This window comes from Sphingomonas sp. AP4-R1 (genome assembly GCF_013113735.1).
GTDB lineage: Bacteria > Pseudomonadota > Alphaproteobacteria > Sphingomonadales > Sphingomonadaceae > Sphingomonas_I.
This window is the reverse complement of record NZ_CP053346.1, coordinates 751573-771349: the sequence shown is the minus strand read 5'-3', so window position 1 is coordinate 771349 and position 19777 is coordinate 751573. Positions and strand designations below refer to the sequence as shown.

The window sequence follows — 19777 nt, the reverse complement described above, 5'->3', positions numbered from 1 at the left end:
AATCGCCCCAGCACGTGCGCGGGCGAAGGCCCGGCAGGAAGATGCCCGGATTCCGACGGGGAGGACAAGCGGCCGGGATGCGCATCGACAGTCCCATGTCGAAGCCCTTCGTCCGCGTTGCGGCCCGATGCGTTCGTTCTGGCGGACGGCATCCGCGCCCCCTAAACCGGCGCGATGAGCGACAGTGCAAGCGAATGGAATGGCGAGATCGTCCGCACGTGGCTGCAGAGCCGCCTCGCTGCCGCGCTGGCCGATCAGGACGCGGCGGATCGGTATGGCCGCGAGCGGGAGGACGATTACGACAAGGCCGCGGCCGAGGAATGGGTCTGCCGGAAGACGAAGAGCAGCGATGCCACGGGCGATCAGCAGCGCTTTGGCGAGATGCTCAAGGCCTTGCTCGACGAGGATGATTTCTATCGGATCGGGGTGCGGAACGAGAAGCGTTTCGAACGCGAGGTGCGGACCTATCTGCGCAAGCTGATCAAGATGACGAAGACGAACAGCGGCTTCGAAAAGCTATCCCGATATCAATAATATAGAGGCGCGGGATCGTTATATTAGCCGCTAGATCAGCGCGAGCGCGGCGAGCTTCCCCGCCAGATCGGGCGGCAGCGTGTCGCCCTCGGCCTCGTCGCCGTCCAGATCGGCGGGGGCGTCGGCGGCGGTGAGGTAGCGCCAGCCCTGATGCGCGCGCTTGGGGCGATAGCGGACGGGCACCAGATCGGCGGCGAGGCGGATCACGCAATGGCCCTTCTCCGCCTCCGCGAAGCCGAGGATCGGCGAGCGGGCGACGAGCTGGTGGCGGACGATCCAGAACAGCGATCCGCCGATCAGCTCGCTGTGGCGCGTGGGGCGGTAGCGCGTGACGACATAGGTTTCGCCGCCCATCGCGCGGCCGGCGAGGCGCGCGTCGAGCATCGCCACGTCGGTACAGCCGACCGCGACCTTCGTGAGATTCAGGGGAGCGTCGGGGAAGGGGGCGGGATCGGTCTTCGGCACGCGGGCGATATGGGGCGGGGTGGGCGTCGCCGCTAGGCGCGGTGGCTATTCCCATTCTTCCCCAAAACCGTTTGTGCTGAGCCTGTCGAAGCACTGTCCTTCTTCCACGGAGGAGAAGAAGGACGGCACTTCGACAAGCTCAGTGCGAACGGAAGAGTTGAAGGTCTGCGATCCTAGCCGCCCAATCCCCACAGCGTGGCGAGGCCGAGGAAGGAGAAGAAGCCCATCACGTCCGTCGCCATCGTGACGAACACGGCCGAGGAGACGGCGGGATCGACGCGGGCGCGGTCGAGGCCGATCGGGATCAGCACGCCCGCGAGCCCCGCCACCAGATTGTTGATGACCATCGCCAGCGCGATCACGAGCGCCAGATCGTGATTGCGATAGACCAGGAAGGTGCCGAGCCCGATGATCGTGCCGAGCGACAGTCCGTTGGCGAGCGCCACCCGGAATTCGCGGCCGATCATGCGCCACGTGTTCGAACTGGTCAGCTGATTGGTGGCGAGCGCACGCACGATCACCGCCAGGGTCTGCGTGCCGGCATTGCCGCCCATGCCCGAGACGATCGGCATGAGCACGGCGAGAAGCGCGAAACGGGCGATCTCGCCCTGGAACAGCCCGACGACCGAAGCGGCGATCATCGCGGTGCCGAGATTGACGATCAGCCAGGTGAGCCGCGTCTTCACCGTGAAGCGGATCGGCTCGTTGATGTCGCCGTCGCCCGCGCCGGACAGCAGCAGCGCGTCCTCGCCCGCTTCCTCCTGGATGATGTGGACGATGTCGTCGACGGTGATCATGCCGACCAGACGCCCGGACTTGTCGACCACGGCGGCCGAGACGAGCGCATATTTCTGGAAGCGCAAAGCCACGTCCTCCTGATCCATGTCGGCCGGGATCAGGGTCTGTTCGCGCGCCATCACGTCGGCGATCGGGGCATCGTCCGGCGCGCGGATCACCCAGCTTACCTTGCACGTTCCGACCGGCTTGTGGGCGATGTCGACGACGAACACTTCCCAGAAATCGGTGGTGAGATCGTCGTTGGACCGCAGATAGGCGATCACGTCCGACACCTTCCAATGCTCGGGCACCGCGATCAGATCGCGCTGCATCAGGCGGCCGGCGCTCTCTTCCGGATAGGAGAGCGCTTCCTCGATAGCGGCGCGATCGTCCGGCTCCATCGCGCGGAGGACGGCGCGCTGGTCCTCCTCCTCCATGTCCTCGATGATCGCGACGGCATCGTCGGTATCGAGCTGGGTGGCGAGCTCGGCGACCTGATGCGGCGAGAGAACCTCGATCAGCTGCTCGCGCACCCAATCGTTCATCTCGGCCAGCACGTCGGCGTCGAGCAGATCGTCGATTCCGAGCGCGGTGGCGAGCGCCTGGCGATGCTCGCGCGGGGCCAGCTCGAACAGATCGGCGACGTCGGCGGGGTGGAGCGGCTCGACGAGCGCGCGCGCGCCTTCCGTGTCGCCATCCTCGACCTTCTCGATCACGGCGGCGACGAATTCGGGCGTCAGCCGCGCCTCGGAATCGTGCGCGGTGTCCAGCGGCGTGGGGGCAGGGGCGCCTGACGCGGGAGCCTCCGTCGCGGGGATGATGGTCTCGATCTCGCTCTCGCTCATCGCACCAACTCCCGGACGCGCATTGGATTCCCGGCCCGCTTAAGCCGGGGATGCTGCCCTGTCAGCCCCGACAGGGCCGAAACTGGCATATCGGGCGTTAAGGGGCGGATAAAGATGGCGGCCCGGCGAACTCCTGCTAAGCGCGCCCCGATCAAACTGAGGAGGCCATCATGGCAGACGAAACCCTGACCCTTTCGCTCGATAGCGGCGGCGACGTCGTGATCCGGCTGCGGCCCGATCTGGCGCCCGGCCATGTCGCGCGCATCGTGGAGCTGGCCAAGGAAGGCTTCTACGATGGCGTGGTGTTCCACCGCGTGATCCCCGGCTTCATGGCGCAGGGCGGCGATCCGACCGGCACCGGCATGGGCGGCTCGGAAAAGCCCGACCTGAAGGCGGAATTCTCGGCCGAGCCGCACGTGCGCGGCGTCTGCTCGATGGCGCGCGCGTCGAACCCGAACAGCGCGAACAGCCAGTTCTTCATCTGCTTCGACGACGCGACCTTCCTCGATCGCCAGTACACCGTGTGGGGCGAAGTGACCGAGGGCATGGAATTCGTGGACGCGCTGCCCAAGGGCGAGCCGCCGCGCACGCCCGGCAAGATCGTGACGGCGACGGTCGCCTAAGCGACCCGTTCTTCCGTTCGTGCTGAGCCTGTCGAAGCACCGTCCTTCCTCTGCCTAGGTGGTGGAGAAGAGGGACGGCACTTCGACAGGCTCAGTGCAAACGGGCTGGGCTTATCGTGAGCCCAAACCTTATTCCTCGCCCAGCATGAACTCGCCGAACAGCCAGTCATGGAAGATGCGGACGGCGCGGTTGGACAGCGCCGTGCGGCGCGAGGCGAACCAGTAGCTGTAGCTGGACTGCACCTTCGTCTGCACCAGATTGGTCAGGCGATCGTCGTGCGAGAGCGCGACATGATCCTCCAGCATGAAGGCGATGCCGAGCCCCTGCGCCGCAGCCTCCAGCACCACGGCTCCCGAATCGAAACGATCGAACGCGGCCGGCTCCAGCTCCGGCTCGCCGATCGCATCGCGCCACTCGTTGAACAGCTCCGGCAGATCACGGTGGATCAGAACGGTCGCGCGCGCCACGTCGGCGGGCGTGCGGATCGCATTCTCGCCCTGCAGGAAGGATTTCGCGCCGATCACCGCGATATTGTTGTGCGCGATCCGGCGGCTGTAGAAGGTCGCGTCAACCTCGCGACCCAGCACCACCGCGGCGTCGATTCCTTCGCCCAGGCGGGTCAAAGCGTGCGGCTGCGTATCGATATCGATGTGCAGCTGCGGATGTTCGTGCTTCAGCTGAGGCAGGCCCGGCAAAAGTCGCTGCGATGCGAAAAGCTGGGGGACGCTGAGACGCAGTCGCAACAGTTCGGACTCACCCGTGGTTGCGTCGATCGCAACGGCAAGCGCATCGAGCGCAGGCGCGATCCGCGCGAGCAGCATCTGCCCGTCGCTGTTCAGCACCATTGCCTGATGCCGCCGCGCGAACAGCGGGCGTCCCAGAAAACGCTCCAACGCCTGAATGCGTCGGCTCAACGCCGGCGACGAGAGCGCAAGCTCCTCCGCGGCGGCTTTGACCGAGCCGAGCCGTGCCACCTGCACAAAAGCCTCTACCGCTGTGAGCGGCGGCAATCTCCGCATTTCCGCTTCCTTCCTTGCAGCTTCCGGAAGACGCAAAATGCGTATGAATGCAAATTGCGTAATTCGCAACTGCGGCCACGCCGTTCGCACTTGCACAAAAACCGGCCCGCCGACATAAAGAACCCGCCTTTCAGGCATCCTCTCCTAGACTTAAGGGCCGGCCTTTCGGGGCTGGCCCTTTTTTTATCTGCGCTCCCCGCGCTGCACTCCCGTTGCGGGACTTCGCCTTGCCGGGGGACTTCGCAATGTCGCCATGCCTCCCTATCTGCATGAGCCGCGAAGAGAGAGGGCAGAATGGCCGATAGCGAAACACGCAAGCTGCAGGTGGCGAATGCCCGGCCGGACGATTCCGGTCGCGGGCTGGCGCGGCTTTCGCGTGCGACGATGGGCGCGCTCGGGCTGACCGAGGGCGATGTGGTGGAGATTGTCGGCCGCAGGGGCACTCCCGCGCGCGCCGTGCTGCCCTATCCGGAAGACGAAGGGCTCGATATCCTGCGGCTGGACGGTCTGCAGCGCGCCAATGCCGGCGTGGGATCGGGCGATTTCGTCGAGGTGAAGAAGGCCGCGAGCCAGCCCGCGCAGCGCGTCGTCTTCGCACCTGCACAACAGAATCTGCGGCTGCAGGGATCGGGCGAGGCGCTGAAGCGCAGCTTCGGCATGCGGCCGATCACGGCGGGCGATGTCGTCGCCACCACCGGCCAGCAAAGGCTGGACCAGGGCGACATGCCTTCGGCGCTGCGCACGATGCTGAACGCGCCGGCTTTCTCGCTGCAGGAAATCCGCCTCACCGTGATTTCGACGACGCCCAAGGGCATCGTCCATATCGACGAGAATACCGACGTCGAGCTGCGCACCGAATATACACCGGTGCGCGAGGATGGCGGCCGCCGCGCGGACGTCACCTATGACGATATCGGCGGGCTCGGCGCCACGGTCGATCAGGTGCGCGAGATGGTGGAGCTGCCGCTGCGCTATCCCGAACTGTTCCAGCGTCTCGGCGTCGATCCGCCCAAGGGCGTGCTGCTGTACGGGCCTCCGGGCACGGGCAAGACGCGGCTGGCGCGCGCGGTGGCCAATGAAAGCCACGCGCACTTCTTCCTGATCAACGGGCCGGAGATCATGGGCTCGGCTTATGGTGAGTCGGAGAAGCGCCTGCGCGAGATCTTCGAGGAGGCGACGCAGAACGCCCCTTCGATCATCTTCATCGACGAGATCGATTCGATCGCGCCGAAGCGGGGCCAGACGACCGGCGAGGCGGAGAAGCGCCTCGTCGCGCAGCTGCTGACCCTGATGGACGGGCTGGAGCCGCGCGCAAACCTCGTCATCATGGCCGCGACCAACCGGCCCGAGGCGCTGGACGAAGCGCTGCGACGGCCGGGCCGCTTCGATCGCGAGATCGTGATCGGCGTACCGGACGAGCGCGGCCGTCGCGAGATTCTCGGCATCCACGCGCGCGGCATGCCGCTGGGCGAGCGGGTCGATCTGGATGAGCTGGCGCGGCAGACCTACGGCTTCGTCGGCGCGGATCTGGCCGCGCTGGCGCGCGAGGCCGCGATCGAGGCGGTGCGGCGGATCATGCCGCAGCTGAACCTCGAGGAGAAGACGATCCCGCCCGAGGTGTTGGATACGCTCTCGGTGACGCGCGAGGATTTCCAGGAGGCGATCAAGCGCGTGCAGCCTTCGGCGATGCGCGAAGTGATGGTGCAGGCCCCGAACGTGGGCTGGGACGATATTGGCGGGCAGGACGAGGCGCGCGAGCGGCTGCGCGAGGGCGTCGAACTGCCGCTGAAGGATCCGGATGCGTTCCGGCGGCTGGGCATCCGCCCCGCCAAGGGCTTCCTGCTCTATGGCCCGCCCGGCACCGGCAAGACCCTGCTGGCCAAGGCCGTGGCGCGTGAGGCGCAGGCGAACTTCATCGCGACCAAATCGAGCGACCTGCTCTCCAAATGGTATGGCGAGAGCGAGCAGCAGATCGCTCGCCTGTTCGCGCGCGCACGGCAGGTGAGCCCGTGCGTGATCTTCATCGACGAGCTGGACAGCCTCGTCCCCGCGCGCGGCGGTGGACTCGGCGAGCCGGCGGTGACGGAGCGTGTGGTCAACACGATCCTGGCCGAGATGGACGGGCTGGAGGAGCTGCAGTCGGTCGTCGTGATCGGTGCCACCAATCGCCCGAACCTGATCGATCCGGCCTTGCTGCGGCCGGGCCGGTTCGACGAACTGATCTACGTGTCCGTGCCGGACGAGGCGGGGCGTGCGCGGATCCTGGGCATCCATACCGCCAAGATGCCGCTGGCCGACGATGTCGATCTGCCGACGCTGGCGCGGCGGACCGAGCGTTTCTCGGGCGCCGATCTGGAGGATCTGGTGCGGCGGGCCGGCCTCAACGCTCTGCGCGAGTCGCTCGACTCGCGGATCGTGACGGCGGCGCATTTCGCGCGCGCGCTGGAGGAGACGCGGGCTTCGGTGACGCCCGAGATCGAGCGCGAATATGAGCAGATCCAGGCGCGCCTGAAGCAGGATTCGCTCGCGCTGGAGCCGATCGGGTTCATTGCGCCGGGGATGCTGAAGCCGCGGAATTAAGGCTATTCGTCATTCCCGCGCACGCGGGAACCCAGTTCGACGGCGGCTGCTGGGTTCCCGCGTGCGCGGGAATGACGAAGGCGAGGGTCAAATGACAGTCGCCGGTTTTTCCCACGCATAGGAACGGCCGATTTCCGCGACGATCACCTCGTAGCTTTCATACCAGTCCGCCCGCCCCTGCGCGCGGATCGCGCTGTGGTCGGCGTGATTGCGCCAGGCGAGGGCGGCCGCTTCGTCCGCCCAATAGCTGATCGTGATGCCGTGGCCGGCCGCGTCGCGCACGCTGTCGATGCCGAGATAGCCGGGCTGGCGGCGCGCTTCGGCATCCATCGCCTCGGCCGCCGCCGCATAGCCTTCGTCGTCGTGGGGCGTCCGCAGGCTCTTGAAAATCACCGCGATGCCGGAACGCTTCGTCTTGTCCATTCGTCTCTTCCCAAGGCATTTGTGGCGAACCGAATGAAGGCTCGCTTGCGTTTGCGTTGCGCTTTTGCGACGGGTCGCGGTCGCACACGGTACAAGGGACTAGGTAATGACCTCACCTTCGGGGGAGCAGGTGCTCGAGCGGCGCGGAGCGCGACGCGGCAAGGCGAAGCTGAGCCCCATGGGCATGTTCTTCCGCGAGTTCCTGAAGCATCCGGTGATGGTCGGCTCGATCATCCCGTCGTCGAACAAGCTGATCGGCCATATGCTCTCGCGTACGGACTGGGACAACACCAAGCTGTTCGTGGAATATGGGCCGGGCGTGGGCACGTTCACGCAGGCGATTCTCGATCGGATGGGCCCGGACGCCACCTATATCGCGATCGACACGAACGAAGAGTTCATCTCCTATCTGGCCGATCGCTTCCACGATCCGCGCTTCGTCCCCGTCCATGGCTCGGCCACCGATGTCCGCCAGATCATCGCCGATCGCGGTCATGATCATGCCGATTATGTCCTGTCGGGCCTGCCTTTCTCGACGCTGCCGCCGGGCGTGGGCCCGAAGATCGCGATCGAAACGCATGCGGCGCTGCGCGTCGGCGGCGCCTTCCTCGTCTATCAGTTCAACCCCAAGTGTCGCGATTTCATGGCGCTGGCGTTCGATCGCATCGATCACGCCTTCGAGCCGATCAACATCCCGCCGGCCCAGCTTTACTGGGGCTGGAAGGACTGACGCCGGCGAGGCCGACGTCATCTCAGCGCATGCTGGGATCTCGATCGGCCGGTCGTGTCCGCGTCGTCTCTTCCTCCTGCCGAGTAAGGCAGAAGGAAGATTTTTCACGCAGAGGCGCAGAGGCGCGGAGAGGGTTCGCCCTGTCGCCGCGTAGCGGCTTTATCTTCTCGCGACGGTGAAAGGAGGGGAGGCGCTGCGCGCGGGCGCAACACCTCTGCGTCTCCGCGCCTCCGCGTGAACCCCTTCTTCTTTCCGCTCTCGAAGCGGCGGCGGATTATTCCGCCGCCACCATCTCCGCCGGCTGATCGTCGAGCGGCTGTTCGAGCCGGGTGACCATCTCCTTCGGCACCACCTGCCAGAAGCGATCCCGCCAGCGATCCCAATCGTCGAGGATCGTGTTCGACCATTTGCTGTCGGTAGCGATCGCGTGCGCCGCGATCAGCGAGCGCAGGCGCTGCTCCCAATAGGTGGAGCCGAGGCGGCGCCACAGGATGCTCTCGGGGTTCGCATTGGCCGGGAAGCTGCCATCCTCGTCCAGCACGAAGGCCATGCCGCCCGTCATGCCCGCGCCGAAATTCTCGCCCGTGCGGCCGAGGATCACGGCGGTGCCGCCGGTCATATATTCGCAGCCGTTCGCGCCGCAGCCTTCGACCACCACGGTCGCGCCCGAATTGCGGACAGCGAAGCGCTCGCCCGCCTGGCCCGCCGCGAACAATTTGCCCGAGGTGGCGCCGTAGAGGACGGTGTTGCCGATGATCGTGTTGGCGCGGCTTTCCAGCGGGCTGGAGACGGTCGGCCGCACGATGATCGTGCCGCCGGACAGCCCCTTGCCGACATAGTCGTTGGCCTCGCCCATCACCTCCAGCGTCAGCCCCTTCACCGCGAAGGCGCCCAGCGACTGGCCGGCCGAACCGCGCAGCTTCACATGGACATGGCCCTCGGCGAGCGAATCCATGCCGTAGCGGCCGGTGATCTCCGCCGAGAAGCGCGTGCCGACCGCGCGGTGCGTGTTCCGCACCGTATAGGTCAGCTGCATCTTCTCGCGCCGCTCGAACACGGCCTTGGCGTCGCGGATCATCTGCGCGTCGAGGCTGTCCGGCACTTCGTTACGATGCGTCGGGATCTGGAAGCGGCGCTTGTCGTCGGGCGCGTCCACCTTGGCGAGGATCGGGTTGAGATCCAGATCGTCGAGATGCTCGGCGCCACGGCTCACCTGCCGCAGCAATTCGGTGCGGCCGATGATGTCGTCGAGGCTGGCGACGCCGAGGCGGGCCAGGATCTCGCGCACTTCCTCCGCGATGAAGGTCATCAGGTTGATGACCTTCTCGGGCGTGCCGACGAACTTCTGGCGGAGCGCATCGTCCTGCGTGCAGACGCCCACCGGGCAGGTGTTCGAATGGCACTGGCGCACCATGATGCAGCCCATCGCCACCAGCGACAACGTGCCGATGCCGTATTCCTCGGCGCCGAGGATGGCGGCGATCACGATGTCGCGGCCGGTCTTGAGGCCGCCGTCGGTGCGCAGCTTCACGCGGTGGCGCAGGCCGTTGAGGGTCAACACCTGATTAACCTCGCTCAGGCCCATTTCCCACGGCGTGCCGGCGAACTTCACGCTAGTCTGCGGGGAGGCGCCCGTGCCGCCGACATTGCCGGCGACGAGGATCGCATCCGCATGCGCCTTGGCGACGCCCGCCGCGACCGTGCCGATGCCGGCCGACGAGACGAGCTTCACGCAGACGCGCGCGCGCGGATTGATCTGCTTCAGATCGTAGATCAGCTGGGCCAGATCCTCGATCGAATAGATATCGTGATGCGGCGGCGGCGAGATCAGCGTGACGCCCGGCGTCGAGTGACGCAGTTTGGCGATCATCTCGGTCACCTTGAAGCCGGGCAGCTGCCCGCCCTCGCCGGGCTTGGCGCCCTGCGCGACCTTGATCTCCACCTCTTCGGCCGAGCCCAGATATTCGGCGGTGACGCCGAAGCGGCCCGATGCGATCTGCTTGATGACGGAGTTGGCGTTGTCGCCATTCTCGTACGGCGTGAAGCGGCGCTTGTCCTCGCCCCCCTCACCCGAGACGGCCTTCGCGCCGATCCGGTTCATCGCGATCGCCAGCGTCTCGTGCGCCTCCGGGGAGAGGGCACCGAGCGACATGCCGGGCGTGACGAAGCGCTTGCGGATCTCGGTGATCGCCTCGACCGAATCGATCGGGATCGGTTCCTTGGCCCAGTTGAACTCCAGCAGATCGCGCAGATAGATGGGCGGCAGATCGCGCACGCCGCGCGAGAATTGCAGATATTGCGTGTAGCTGTCGTTCGTCACCGACGTCTGCAGCAGGTGCATCAGCTGCGCCGAATAGGCATGCGCCTCGCCGCCCGAGCGCTGGCGATAGAAGCCGCCGATCGGCAGCGTCGAGACGGTTTCGTCGAACGCCGGATCGTGGCGCATCTTCGCCGACAGCTGGAGCGAGGCATAGCCCTCGCCCGAAATCTTCGTGGGCATGCCCGGGAAGAGATCGTTGACCAGCGCGCGGGAGAGACCGACCGCCTCGAAATTATAGCCGCCGCGATAGGAGGAGATCACCGCGATCCCCATCTTCGACATGATCTTCAGAAGACCTTCGTCGATCGCCTTGCGCCAGCGCTTGAAGCAATCGGCGAGCGTGATGTTGCCGAACAGGCCGCGCGCATGGCGGTCCGCGATCGCGGCTTCGGCCAGATAGGCGTTCACGGTGGTGGCGCCCACGCCGATCAGCACCGCATAATAATGCGTGTCGAGGCACTCGGCCGAGCGCACGTTGACCGACGCATAGGAGCGCAGCCCCTTGCGGACGAGATGCGTGTGGACGGCGGCGGCGGCCAGCACCATCGCGATCGAGACGCGCTCGGCCGAAACGCCCTCGTCCGTCAGGAACAATTCGCTCTTGCCCTCGCGCACGGCCTGCTCGGCCTCGGCGCGGACGCGGGCGATGGCGTGGCGGAGCGAATCCGGGCCGCCATTGGCCGCATAGGTACAGTCGATCTCGGCATGGCTGGTGGCGAAATTGGCCTTCAGCGTCGCCCAGTCGGTGCTGGTCAACACCGGCGAATCCAGCACCAGCACGCCCGATTGCTGCGCTTCGGTGTCCAGGATGTTCGCGAGATTCCCGAAGCGCGTCTTCAGGCTCATCACGCGGGTTTCGCGCAGCGAGTCGATCGGCGGGTTGGTGACCTGCGAGAAATTCTGGCGGAAGAAGTGGCTGATCAGCCGGGCCTTGTCCGAGATGACGGCCAGCGGCGTATCGTCGCCCATCGATCCGATCGCCTCTTTGGCGGTCTCGACCTGCGGCGCGAGGATCAGCTCCATATCCTCCATCGTCTGGCCTGCGGCGACCTGACGACGGACCAGCTCGGCGCGGCTCCACTGGGGCAGATGATCGCCCGCGGGAACCTTGAGATCCGCCATCGTGCGGAATCCCTTCACCCACTCGCCATAGGGCGCCTCGGACGCGATCCGGCTCTTGATCGCGGCATCGTCGTAGAAGCGGCCTTCCTCCAGATCGATCGCGATCATCTGGCCGGGCCCCATCCGGCCCTTCGCCACCGCCGAGCTTTCCGGCACGATCACCATGCCCGCTTCGGAGCCGACGATCAGCAGATTGTCCGCCGTGCGCAGCGTGCGGAGTGGGCGGAGAGCGTTGCGATCGACGCCGGCCACCACCCAGCGGCCGTCCGTCATCGCCAGCGCCGCCGGGCCGTCCCACGGCTCCATCACGCTGGCGAAATAATTGTACATCGCACCCACGTCGGCGCCGAGATCGGCGCTCTGCCATGCCTCGGGCACGAGCATCAGCTTGGCCGTCGGCGCATCGCGGCCGGAGCGGCAGATCGTCTCGAATACGGCGTCCAGCGCGGCCGTATCGGAGGCGCCGGCCGGGATCAGCGGCTTGATCTCCTCCGAATGCTGGCCGAACGCCAACGAGGCCATCTTGATCTCGTGGCTTTTCATCCAGTTCACGTTGCCGCGAATGGTGTTGATCTCGCCATTGTGCGCGAGGCAGCGGAACGGCTGCGCCAGCCACCATTGCGGGAAGGTGTTGGTGGAATAACGCTGGTGGAAGATCGCCACGCGGCTGACGAAGCGATCGTCGCGCAGATCGGGATAGAAGACCGACAGCTCCTCGGCGAGGAACAGGCCCTTGTAGATGATCGAGCGCGTGGAAAGGCTGCAGATGTAGCAGCCCTGCACCTGCGCCTCGATCAGCTTCTTTTCGATCCGGCGGCGGACGAGATAGAGCTTCTTCTCGAACTCCGCTTCGCTCTCGTCCTCGGGCAGGGGGCCCGCGATCATGATTTGCTCGATCTCGGGACGCGTCAGCATCGCCTTCTCGCCGATCACCGAAATGTCGACGGGCACCTGGCGCCAGCCATAGATGGTGTAGCCGAAATCGATCACCTCGCTCTCGATGATCGAGCGGCACGTCTCCTGCGCGCCCAGATCGGTGCGCGGCAGGAAGATCATGCCCACGGCGAGGCGGTTCGGGCGCGGCCGGTGGCCGGCGCTCTCGATCGCATCGTCGAAGAAGGCGGCGGGGATATCGAGGTGGATTCCGGCGCCGTCGCCGGTCTTGCCGTCCGCGTCCACGGCGCCGCGATGCCAGACGGCCTTCAGCGCATCGATCGCGGCGGTGACGACACGGCGCGAGGCCTTGCCGTCGGTGGCGGCGACGAGGCCGACGCCGCACGCATCGCTCTCCTGTTCGGGGCGATACATGCCTTCACGCGCGATCCGCTCCCGCTCGGCGGCGGAGGGAAGGGGGAGGTCGTGGATCGAGGAGGTCGTCATCATGCGTCCTTCCGTCACTTGGGCGCGGACATCAGGGGGGCCAGCTCACGCTGGATTTCGGGCTGCAGCTCGGCCATCGCCGGGGCGACGCGCTTGGGAAGCTCCGCCTGCATCCAGCCCATCGTCTGGTTGAGCACCGTCGGCATCTTCTCCACCATGCGGCGGCCGAGCGGCGTGCGATAGAAAGCGGCGAAGCCCTTCAGATCCGCGATCGTGAAGGTTTCGGCATAGATGCGGATCGTGCGCGCCTCCATTTCGGGCTGCAGCTCGGCCATGATCTTCTCGACCGCCGCGGCCTGCTTCGTGCCGAGGCGAACGAGAGCGGCATCCCACGCCTGCGGATTGGTGGCGCGCTTCATCCGCATCTGCGGATTCTGATCGACGAACACGCTCAGCGCCGCGCCGGAGCGCATCTGCGCCAGCATCTTTGCGCTGGTGTCCCGCATCGTCGCGCCGATGTCGCTCGCCTCGAACAGCTCGCGCGCGGCGGCCTGTGCCGCCGGATCGACCGGCTTCGCGGCGGCGTCGGTCGCCGGCGCGGCCGCGGGGGCCTGTGCGGCGACGGGCAGCGGCAGCGCCGCGATCGGGGCCGCGATCAGGAAAGCAGCGAGGGTCTTCATGCCGACACCAGGGCGGCGGTCGCCGCCGGCGCCTTCGCCTTCAGCCAGGCGTGCATCCGATCGGCCAGATCGCGGCCGTCGCGCACCGCCCACACGACCAGGCTCGCGCCGCGCACGATGTCGCCCGCCGCGAACACGCCGTCCAGGCTGGTCATCATCGTCTTGTGATCGATGCGGATCGTGCCCCAGCGCGTGACGGCCAGTTCCTGCGCGCCGAACAGATGCGGCAATTCCTCCGGATCGAAGCCCAGCGCCTTGATGACGAGATCGGCATCGACGCGATATTCGGCGCCCGGATCCACTTCCGGCGCGCGGCGGCCGCTCGCATCGGGCTGGCCGAGGCGCATCTTGGAGACCTTCACGCCGGAAACCGCGCCGCCTTCGTCATGGAAGGATTCGGGGGCGGCGAGCCAGACGAACTCGACGCCTTCCTCCTCGGCATTCTTCACTTCGCGCTGGCTGCCCGGCATGTTCGCCCGATCGCGCCGGTAGAGGCAGCGGACCGAGGCCGCACCCTGGCGGATCGCGGTGCGGACGCAATCCATCGCCGTATCGCCGCCGCCGACGACCACGACATTCTTGCCCTCGGCGTTCAGCCGGCCCTCGTCGAAATCGGGGACGCTGTCGCCGAAACCCTTGCGGTTCGATGCGGTAAGATAGTCGAGCGCTTCGACCACGCCCTTCGCGCCGACGCCGGACGCCTTGATCGCGCGGGGCTTGTACACGCCGGTGGCGATCACGATGCCGTCATGCCTCGCGCGCAGCTCCGGCAGGCTGGCGTCGCGGCCAACCTCGAAATTGGGGTGAAAGATCACGCCGCCCGCCGCGAGCCGCTCGACACGGCGCATCACGATCGGCTTCTCCAGCTTGAAGCCGGGGATGCCGTAGGTCAGCAGGCCGCCGGCGCGATCGTGCCGGTCGTAGACATGCACCTCATAGCCGCGCGCGCGCATCAGATCGGCCACGGTCAGCCCCGCCGGACCCGCGCCGATGATGCCGATCGACTGGCCGCGCGCCGGACCCGGCACGAGCGGCTCGACCCAGCCTTCCTCCCACGCCGTATCGGTGATGAATTTTTCGACCGATCCGATCGTGACGGCGCCATGGCCCGAAAATTCGATGACGCAATTGCCCTCGCACAGGCGATCCTGCGGGCAGATGCGGCCGCAGATCTCCGGCATGGTCGAGGTGGCGTTGGAGAGCTCATAGGCCTCGCGCAGCCGCCCTTCCGCCGTCAGCCGCAGCCAATCGGGGATGTGATTGTGGAGGGGGCAATGCGTGGAGCAATAAGGCACGCCGCACTGCGAGCAGCGCGAGGACTGCTCCTCCGCCTTCGTCACCTGATAGGCGCGCGCAATCTCGCCGAAATCCTGGGCCCGCTCCTCGGCGGTCCTTTTGTCCGGATAGGTCTGCCCGATCTTCGGGAATTGCAGCATCGCCATATGGTCGCTCCCTTACGGAAGGCCACATGATGGACCATTTCGCGGGAGTCAAAGGGATAGGTAAGCAGTACTTACCTATCCGAAAGGCTTGGCCCCGCTTTTTTCGTCAATTGGTCGTAAATGGTCGAAGATAAAGGGCCGATCCGGTTATATCAGGTGATTGAGCCAGACGAGACCCACCGCGCCGGCGACGATTCGATACCAGGCGAACGGCCCGAATCCGTGGCGGGAGACGAAGGTGACGAAGCCCCGGATCACCGCCAGCGCGACGATGAAGGCGACGACGAAGCCGATCGCGATCGTGCCCGCGCTCACCTGTCCCGGCGCGCCGAGCGTGTGGGCGTTCTTGGCCAGCTCCAGCACGGTCGCGCCCAGCATCGTCGGGATGGCGAGGAAGAAGCTGAACTCGGCTGCCGTGCGCCGCTCCACCCCCAGCGACAGCGCGCCGAGGATGGTCGCGCCCGAGCGACTGACGCCCGGGATCATCGCGATGCACTGGATGAAGCCGATGCCCAGGCTGGTGCCGAGCGGCAGATCGGCCACGCCGACGATATTCTGCTTCTTCGCCATCCGCTCGATCAGGAGGATGGCGATGCCGCCCACGATCAGCGCCACGCACACCACGTCCGGCCGGCCCAGCAGCGCCTCGATATGCTTGTGGAGCGCCAGGCCGATCACGGCGGCGGGCAGGAAGGCGAGCAGCAGGTTCCGCAGGAAGCGCCACGAAACCGGATCGCGCCTCACCAGCCCCATCAGCACCGCCCAGAAGGTACGCCAGTAGAGCACGACCACCGCCAGGATCGCGCCCAGCTGGATCACGATGTTGAACATCGCCCACTTGTCCTCGTCATAGCCGAGAAGCGCGCTGGCGAGGATCAGATGGCCGGTGGAGGAGACCGGCAGGAATTCGGTGAGCCCCTCGACAATGCCGAGGAGGATCGGTTCGGTCACGCTCATCAGTTACTCCGGTGGGCGGCGTCTGGCCGAGCCCGGCCGCCCGGATGGGGCGGACCCGGCTCGACGGGGAGGATCAGGCGGTCGCGGTCAGGCTGAAGCGGCCCGCGCGCCGATACCGGACCAGCCACGAAGGGGCGGCGACCTCCAGCGGCGTCGGTTCGATGCCGAACGCGTCGAAGCCGGCGGCGCCGGGCGCCACCACATTGTCCGTCTGCAGCATCGCCAGCTGATCCTTCGTGATCGGCGCGCCGGGCAGGCGGGCGAGCAGGCCGACAAGGCCGTCCGGCATCGCGAACAAGGCCGGCTTGGCGCCGATGGCGCTCGCCACCCACGCGTTCAGCTCCGCCATCGAGATGGCGCGCGGGCCGCCCAGTTCGTAGGTGCGGCCGGCATGGGCTTCCGGATGGAGCGCGGCGTGCGCGATCGCCTGCGCGACATCGGCCACCCAGACGGGCTGGAAGCGCACCGCGCCGCGAATCACGGGCAGCACCGGCAGCTTGGCGGCCAGAGCGGCGAACTTGTTCACGAAATCATCTTCGGCGCCGAAGATGATCGAAGGGCGGATGATCGTGGCGCCCGGAAAGGCCTGCGCCACCGCGGCCTCGCCCGCCGCCTTGGTGCGGCCATAAGCCGAAGCGGATCCGGCATCGGCGCCGATCGCGGAGATCTGCACGAACGCCTTGGCGCCCGCCGCCTTCGCCGCTTCGGCCGCGATACGCGCGCCGTCGACATGCAATTTCTGGAAATCGCCCGCCAGCACGCCGACCAGATTGATCACCGCATCCGCGCCCTGCACCGCCTGGCGCACCGAATCGGGGTGCGTGATGCTGGCGGCGATGATCTGCGACTGGCCGAGATCGCCCTGCGGCTTCACGAAATGGGCGGAGGTGAGATCGCGTTCCGCGATGCGAACGCGCGCGCCCGCCTTCATCAATTCCTGGGCGACATAGCGGCCGAGGAACCCGCCACCACCGAACAGCGTCACCAAAGCCACGATCCGTCCTTCCGATCTGCGCGGCCGATTGTGCGCCGCAATGGAGCCTGCATTGCCCCCGCGCCGCCCGCCATGCAAGCCATCACGCATCGAGCCAGTTGACAAGTGTGCGACCCGCCACCTAAAGGCGCGCCCCTACCCCGTGCCCAGATGGCGGAATTGGTAGACGCACCAGCTTCAGGTGCTGGCGATCGCAAGGTCGTGGAGGTTCGAGTCCTCTTCTGGGCACCAGTTCTCCCTTTGTTCTCAAAGGGATAAGCCTCGTAAAACACGAGGAAATTTGGTAAAACCGAGCATCGGTGGACCCATCGTGTCTCACTTTGTTCCGGGGCATCCCCGGGAAAAGTGGACCACGAAATGGGGGCCACGAACAGCCTTTGGAGGGTGTTCTCGGTGCTCACGGTCGTCCAGATTCGCGCGCTCAAACCCGCTGCCAAACCGTACAGGGTGCCCGACGCAAAGGGGCTGTTCCTGCTTGTCCAGCCAAGCGGCGCTTTGCTGTGGCGCTACCGTTTCAAATTTCATGGCCTCGATCGAAAAATAGCCTTCGGCGAATTTCCCGAGGTCTCGCTGACAGAGGCGCGCGCCAAGCGCGACGAAGCCCGCGCGAGCTTGATCGACGGGATCGATCCGGCGGCCGAGCGGCGCAAGAAGAAGCTGGCGGTCAGGGCTGCGGCGCACACGACGTTTCGGCTCGTCGCGGACGAATATATTGCAAAGATGGAGCGGGAAGGGCGCAAGTCGCCCACCCTCAGCAAGGCGCGGTGGTTTTGCGATCTGCTCGATTCAGCGATCGGGAATCGCCCCATTTCCGATATCACGCCGCACGAATTGCTGGCGGCGCTCCGAAAAATCGAGCGGCGCGGGCATCATGAGACGGCGCAGAGGCTTCGCGCTTTTGCCGGGCGCGTCTTCCGCTACGGCTTTGCGACGCTCCGGACCGAGCATAACCCAGCTGATATCCTGCGCGGCGCGCTGACCATTCCGCGCGTCCGACACCATGCTGCGATTCTAGAGCCGCGTGGAATTGGGCAGCTGCTCCGCGCGATAGATGACTATACCGGTCGCACCGAAACGCGGATTGCCCTGAAGCTCGCGCCGCATTTGTTCGTCCGGCCAGGGGAGCTGCGGCAAGCCTGCTGGTCGGAAATCGATCTCAAGGCGGCCGTCTGGCGCATTCCGGGCGAGCGGATGAAGATGGGAATCCCCCATGTCGTCCCTCTATCCTCGCAGGCACTATCCCTGTTGCGAGAGCTTCAGGCGCTTCGTCGAGAGAGCGAATATCTGTTCCCGGCGCTTGGCAAGTCCACGCGCCCCATGTGCGAAAATACGCTGAACCAGGCGCTGCGCCGGCTTGGTTATGGATCGAGGGAGATGACGAGCCACGGCTTTCGGGCGATCGCCAGCACGCTCCTCAACGAATCGGGCCTGTGGCATCCCGATGCGATCGAGCGCGCCTTGGCCCATCGCGATCGCGACCCGGTCCGTGCGGCCTATCATCGCGGCGCGCATTGGGAAGAGCGCGTCCGCATGGCGCAATGGTGGTCGGATCACCTTGATGAGCTCCGAAGCCAAGGCGTCGTGCTCCACAGGCGATTTGGCCAAGCTGGGGCCGCAGGCTGAAGTCCTTTGGGGCAGCCTGTTGAAGCTGGCGTCTACGGTGGCATGGGACAAGGGCGCCTTCGCAGGTCATATTGTTCTTTGTTTGTTCTTTTTTGATGTCCTACAGAGAACGGCTTCGCTACGGGTTTGAGTCGGAGGTGCCCCATGCCGACTTTCGATACCTCGTTCGTGCTGGCGATCGCGACGCTCGTGAGCAGCGTTGCCACCCTCGTTTGGGCGTTCCGGCGAAAAGCGTAGCGTCCGAATGACGCCCACCCGAGTGGCGGACGCCCAAGGCTATCCGATATTCACTCCGAATCCGTTGCGTATTTTTGTGGAATTACGGGATCTTATGCCCTTGCCCCCTTGTGCGGAGGGGGCGGTGCGGGACAAATCCGCCGATCGACACACGGGGGTTTGTCGATCCGAGGGGGATTTCATGAAGGGTATTTTTGCAGCGGCTCTGGCCGCTTTCGCTGCTTCGTCTGCAATCGGGCAGGCTCAACTGACCTCTGCTGTCATCACGCCCGCGCCAGCAGTGGCACCCGCCGCCATAGCTGCACCGAGTACGACCACGGCTGTCCTGCGGACGGGGGCAGAGGTGGCTCTGCGTTTGTCGGAAGAACTCACCACGAAGGGCAAGCAGCTGCGCGTCGGTCAGCGCTTCCATATGGAAGTGGCGGAAGCCGTCGCGGTCAACGGTGTGGTTGTGATCCCGGTCGGCAGCCCGGCAATCGGTGAGATCACCGACGTTCGCAACAAGGGCATGTGGGGCAAGTCGGGTCATCTGGGCGCGCGGATCCTGTATGTCACGGTCAACGGGCGTCAGATCCGTCTGAGCGGATCGTTCGACGATAAGGGCGTGACGGGGACGGGCGGCGTTGTCGCGGCCATCGCTTTCGTGCCCGTAGCTGGCTTCTTCACCACCGGCACCAGCGCGAAGGTTGCCTCTGGCGCGTCGGTCAAAGGTTTCATCGACGAAGACGTGCCGCTGACGATTGCCGCGGCCTCATCGCCGATGGTCGTGGCGGCTCCTGAGCCGCTGCAGACCGCAGCTCCGGTCGCCGCTCCGACGGCGATGCCGGCCGTCCTCACCAAGGTCAGCGATACGTCGCCGCGTTGAGGTTCAGGGCGCCGTGATGCTCGCCATTGCGGTGCCCAAAGGCTTCTACTCTGGTGCCGAAATGCTTCAGCGGTTGAACAGGTCGACCGCCACTTTCACTATTGTTCGACCATAGCCGATCAGCCCACTCGCGGTCCCGAAAAGGAAAAGCCCGATGATCGCCCAGTCCGGCCACCGCAAGTGCGGTGCCGGTTCACGATCCTCGAAGTCGATCATCATG

At 66.0% G+C, this 19777-nt stretch carries 16 protein-coding genes and 1 tRNA gene; 7 read left to right on the top strand and 10 right to left on the bottom strand.

The window, feature by feature from the left end; genetic code table 11:
• Window positions 1-174: 174 nt before the first annotated feature.
• Window positions 175-534, top strand: a complete 360-nt coding sequence (locus HL653_RS03725; protein ID WP_171743318.1) for a hypothetical protein — start codon at window positions 175-177, stop codon at window positions 532-534.
• Window positions 535-564: 30 nt separating this feature from the next.
• On the opposite strand, the gene HL653_RS03720 is transcribed toward HL653_RS03725, so the two are convergent.
• A complete protein-coding gene (locus HL653_RS03720) occupies window positions 565-918 on the bottom strand; it encodes a DUF1489 family protein (protein WP_253717977.1) in 354 nt (117 codons plus the stop codon).
• Between the two features lie 254 nt (window positions 919-1172).
• On the bottom strand, window positions 1173-2621 hold the full coding sequence (gene mgtE, locus HL653_RS03715; RefSeq protein WP_171743317.1) for a magnesium transporter: 1449 nt from the start codon (window positions 2619-2621) through the stop codon (window positions 1173-1175).
• Window positions 2622-2791: 170 nt separating this feature from the next.
• Here mgtE and HL653_RS03710 point away from each other — a divergent pair, with 170 nt between their 5' ends.
• On the top strand, window positions 2792-3244 hold the full coding sequence (locus tag HL653_RS03710; protein WP_171743316.1) for a peptidylprolyl isomerase: 453 nt from the start codon (window positions 2792-2794) through the stop codon (window positions 3242-3244).
• Window positions 3245-3373: 129 nt separating this feature from the next.
• On the opposite strand, the gene HL653_RS03705 is transcribed toward HL653_RS03710, so the two are convergent.
• A complete protein-coding gene (locus HL653_RS03705) occupies window positions 3374-4264 on the bottom strand; it encodes a LysR substrate-binding domain-containing protein (RefSeq protein ID WP_171743315.1) in 891 nt (296 codons plus the stop codon).
• A gap of 294 nt (window positions 4265-4558) precedes the next feature.
• Between HL653_RS03705 and HL653_RS03700 the strand changes: the two genes are divergently transcribed.
• Window positions 4559-6844, top strand: coding sequence for a CDC48 family AAA ATPase (locus HL653_RS03700; protein WP_171743314.1), 2286 nt, complete (start codon window positions 4559-4561; stop codon window positions 6842-6844).
• 87 nt (window positions 6845-6931) lie between these two features.
• Here HL653_RS03700 and HL653_RS03695 read toward each other — a convergent pair whose 3' ends face one another.
• Window positions 6932-7267: an antibiotic biosynthesis monooxygenase gene (locus HL653_RS03695; RefSeq protein ID WP_171743313.1), complete on the bottom strand. Its 336-nt coding sequence runs from the start codon at window positions 7265-7267 to the stop codon at window positions 6932-6934.
• A 106-nt stretch (window positions 7268-7373) separates the two neighbouring features.
• Between HL653_RS03695 and HL653_RS03690 the strand changes: the two genes are divergently transcribed.
• Window positions 7374-7997 (top strand): class I SAM-dependent methyltransferase, encoded by a 624-nt coding sequence (locus HL653_RS03690; protein ID WP_171743312.1) that lies wholly within the window; start codon window positions 7374-7376, stop codon window positions 7995-7997.
• A gap of 274 nt (window positions 7998-8271) precedes the next feature.
• On the opposite strand, the gene gltB is transcribed toward HL653_RS03690, so the two are convergent.
• From gltB to HL653_RS03665, 5 genes are all read right to left on the bottom strand, one after another.
• Window positions 8272-12819, bottom strand: a complete 4548-nt coding sequence (gene gltB, locus HL653_RS03685) for a glutamate synthase large subunit (RefSeq protein ID WP_171746758.1) — start codon at window positions 12817-12819, stop codon at window positions 8272-8274.
• Window positions 12820-12833: 14 nt separating this feature from the next.
• A complete protein-coding gene (locus HL653_RS03680) occupies window positions 12834-13439 on the bottom strand; it encodes a DUF2059 domain-containing protein (RefSeq protein ID WP_171743311.1) in 606 nt (201 codons plus the stop codon).
• A complete protein-coding gene (locus HL653_RS03675) occupies window positions 13436-14881 on the bottom strand; it encodes an NAD(P)-dependent oxidoreductase (protein ID WP_171743310.1) in 1446 nt (481 codons plus the stop codon). The genes HL653_RS03680 and HL653_RS03675 overlap by 4 nt, the downstream gene beginning before the upstream one ends.
• Before the next feature lie 147 nt (window positions 14882-15028).
• Window positions 15029-15838 carry an undecaprenyl-diphosphate phosphatase gene (locus HL653_RS03670; protein WP_171743309.1) on the bottom strand — a complete coding sequence of 270 codons (810 nt, stop codon included), beginning with the start codon at window positions 15836-15838 and terminating at the stop codon, window positions 15029-15031.
• A gap of 73 nt (window positions 15839-15911) precedes the next feature.
• Window positions 15912-16835, bottom strand: coding sequence for a complex I NDUFA9 subunit family protein (locus HL653_RS03665; protein WP_253717975.1), 924 nt, complete (start codon window positions 16833-16835; stop codon window positions 15912-15914).
• A gap of 141 nt (window positions 16836-16976) precedes the next feature.
• Between HL653_RS03665 and HL653_RS03660 the strand changes: the two genes are divergently transcribed.
• The 3 genes from HL653_RS03660 (at window position 16977) to HL653_RS03650 (ending at window position 19557) form a co-directional block, all read left to right on the top strand.
• Window positions 16977-17063 (top strand) — tRNA-Leu (locus HL653_RS03660).
• Between the two features lie 162 nt (window positions 17064-17225).
• A complete protein-coding gene (locus HL653_RS03655) occupies window positions 17226-18455 on the top strand; it encodes a tyrosine-type recombinase/integrase (protein ID WP_171743307.1) in 1230 nt (409 codons plus the stop codon).
• Between the two features lie 418 nt (window positions 18456-18873).
• On the top strand, window positions 18874-19557 hold the full coding sequence (locus HL653_RS03650; protein WP_253717501.1) for a hypothetical protein: 684 nt from the start codon (window positions 18874-18876) through the stop codon (window positions 19555-19557).
• Window positions 19558-19623: 66 nt separating this feature from the next.
• Here HL653_RS03650 and HL653_RS03645 read toward each other — a convergent pair whose 3' ends face one another.
• Window positions 19624-19776 (bottom strand): hypothetical protein, encoded by a 153-nt coding sequence (locus HL653_RS03645; protein ID WP_171743306.1) that lies wholly within the window; start codon window positions 19774-19776, stop codon window positions 19624-19626.
• Between the last annotated feature and the right edge of the window lies 1 nt (window position 19777).